Raw genomic sequence first — 3,036 nt, 5'->3', positions numbered from 1 at the left:
TCCGTATTCAGCACCTCTTGCCGCGCGAACACGGCGGTATTGTACCACGCGGGTTAGTCGCTCACCTTCAGCACGCTGAGGAACGCCTCCTGCGGCACCTCGACCGCGCCGACCTGCTTCATGCGCTTTTTGCCCTCTTTCTGGCGCTCCAGCAGTTTGCGCTTGCGCGTGATGTCGCCCCCGTAGCACTTGGCAATCACATTTTTGCGGAACGGCTTGATGGTCTCAGAGGCAATCACCCGCGCGCCTATTGCCGCTTGGATGCGCACTTCGAACTGCTGGCGCGGCACGACATCTTTGAGTTTCTCCACCAGCGTGCGCGCGCGAGGGTACGCCCGCTCGCGCGGCGCGATGAAGCTCAGCGCGTCCACAGGGTCGCCGTTAATCAGGATGTCGATCTTCACCATATCCGCCTCGCGATAGCCCGCAGGCTCGTAGTCGAACGAGGCGTAGCCGCGCGTGCGCGTCTTCAGTTGGTCATAGAAGTCCAGCAGAATCTCGCTCAGCGGCAGGCGGTAATACAGGATCACGCGCTGCGGGGTCGGGTACTCCATCCGCACGAACTCGCCCCGCCGATTCATGCACAAGTCCATCACCGCCCCTACATAGTCGTTGGGCACCATCACCGTGGCGCTCACAATCGGCTCTTCCACCGTGTCGATTTTTCCGGGGTTGGGCCAGTGGGTGGGGTTGTCGATTTCCAGCACCTTGCCGTCTTCGGTGTAGACGCGGTAGGCGACGCTGGGCGCGGTGGCGATAAGTTCCAGTCCGAACTCGCGTTCCAGCCGCTCTTGCACGATTTCCATGTGCAGCAGCCCCAGAAAGCCGCAGCGGAAGCCGAACCCCAACGCCGCGCTGTTTTCAGGCTCGAAGGTAATCGCCGCGTCGTTGAGGCTGAGTTTCTCCAAAGCGTCGCGCAGGTCGGCGTACTTGTCACCCTCTACGGGGTACAGCCCGCAGAAGACCATCGGCTTGACCTTGCGGAAGCCTGGCAGCGGCTCTTTGGCGGGGCGGTCGGCGTTGGTAATCGTGTCGCCGACTTGGGCGTCCTTGACCGACTTGATAGACGCCGTGATGTAGCCCACCTCGCCCGTGTTCAGCCGCTCGGCAGGGCACAGTTTCGGCGTGAAGTAGCCGACTTGGGCGACCTCGAAGGTCTTGCCGTTGGACATGAACATAATCCTATCGCCAGGTTGCACGCTGCCGTCCACCACGCGCACATAGGCGACCACGCCGACATAGGCGTCGTAGTGCGAGTCGTACACCAGCGCGCGCAGCGGGGCGTTCGGATCGCCGCTGGGGGGCGGCACGCGCTCGACGATGGCTTCTAAAATCTCCTCGATGCCGATACCTTCCTTCGCGCTGGCGAGAATCACTTCGGCGGGATCAATCAGCAGCGCGTGTTCCATCTCCTCTTTGACGCGCTCAGGCTCGGCAGCGGGCAGGTCAATCTTGTTGATGACGGGTACGATTGCCAGCCCCTGATTGTAGGCAAGGTTCGTGTTGGCGATGGTCTGCGCCTCCACGCCTTGCGCGGCGTCCACCACCAGAATCGCGCCTTCGCACGCGGCGAGGCTGCGCGAGACCTCGTAGGTGAAGTCCACATGCCCCGGCGTGTCGATGAGGTTCAGTTGGTAGGTCTTGCCGTCTTTGGCGGTGTACGACAGGCGCACGGCGGTCATCTTAATCGTGATGCCCCGCTCGCGCTCCAAGTCCATCGTGTCCAGCACCTGCTCGACGGGTGTGCCCCGCTGAATCGCCCCCGTATACTCCAGCAGGCGATCCGCAAGCGTGGACTTCCCATGGTCAACATGGGCAATGATACAGAAGTTGCGTATCAACGCCTGATTCATAGCGGCAGAATTGTACCTGATGGCAGCGCGCCTTGCGATAGACAGCGTGCAATCGTCTCGGTCTCGGCTGCCCAAAGACGCTTCCGAGGCGCCACAAGTTTGGCAAGGAACGGCGCCCCGATTAGGGGAATCCAGCCCAACCACACAATCCACCAGTTGCGCGTTTGGAAATCCATCTGCACCACCGACTCGCCTGGCGGGACGGGCACCGCGCGGAACGCGCCGTTCGCCTGCAAGATGGGCACAGGCTCGCGGTTCACCGTCGCACGCCAGCTGGGATACCATGTGTCGGTAATCAGCAGCCACGCGGTCTGCGGGGACGGGTTGACTACGCGCAGGCGCAGCCAACTGCCGCCGTACTCTTCCCACACCACCTGCGCGTTGGGCACACGCGCACCCCGCCCATACTGTTGCACGGCACTCCGCGCCTCTTCGCCCCACACGGGTATGGCGTCGGGGAACGGGTTCGCTTGCAGGCGCGCCCAGACCGACTCCTCGTCGGGCAGCACTTCGACAGGCTGCAGGCGCACGGGCGCGGGGGGCAACTCAACCCAGCCGTCGGGCGTCAGCACGGCGCGCACACGCAGGTATGCCAACTCAGGGCGCACCCGCTTCACAAACAACATGTTGCCGTTCTCAGGCGGCGCGCTGTCTTGCCCGTTCAGCAGGTCCAGAAACCGTTTCGCGTGGCGGGGCAGCAGCGAGTCGTAGCCGCCGACTTCGGGCAGGCGATACATCGCGGCGGTGTTCGGCGGCATGCGGGCAGGCGGCGGCGCGTAGAGGCTCCACTGCGTGTTCACAATCGCGACGCGCTCGCCGATGTTCAGCGCGGGCAGGTCGGGCAGCGGGGCGAACACCGCCCGCAACGGCGCCGTCCACGGGTAGCCCACCGCGTAGACGACCACGGGCGCAAGCGCCAGCAGGCTCAGCCACCCTGCGGGCGTCAGCGCATGGCGCAGGCGCGGCAGACCCAGCCACGCCAGCCCGACCGCCAGCGCGACCGCCGCCAGCACAAGCGCGCTCGCGCCGATGCCCGCCCACAACGGCGCACGCGACACACCCGCAGGCAGCGTCGTTAGCGTCAGCAGCAGCGCGCCCGCCAGAATCGCCAGCCACACGCCCAACGCCGTGCGCCACGCGCGCGGCTCCTGCGCTGCATATGCTGCCAGCACCGCCATGCTGA

At 64.8% G+C, this 3,036-nt stretch carries 2 protein-coding genes; both read right to left on the bottom strand.

Annotated features, from left to right (window positions below; all coding sequences use genetic code 11):
* Window positions 1-53: 53 nt before the first annotated feature.
* Entirely contained in the window at window positions 54-1,853 is a 1,800-nt protein-coding gene (lepA, locus tag NW838_RS12290; protein ID WP_414428124.1) for a translation elongation factor 4, read from the bottom strand.
* A partial coding sequence (locus tag NW838_RS12285) for a hypothetical protein (protein ID WP_414428123.1) occupies window positions 1,850-3,036 on the bottom strand: 1,187 nt, incomplete at its 5' end. The genes lepA and NW838_RS12285, both read right to left, overlap by 4 nt.

The sequence above is a fragment of the Synechococcus sp. R55.2 genome (genome assembly GCF_047462075.1).
In the GTDB taxonomy this organism is placed as follows: domain Bacteria; phylum Cyanobacteriota; class Cyanobacteriia; order Thermostichales; family Thermostichaceae; genus Thermostichus.
The sequence above is the reverse complement of the archived record's forward strand: the minus strand, read 5'-3'. Positions and strand labels throughout refer to the sequence as shown.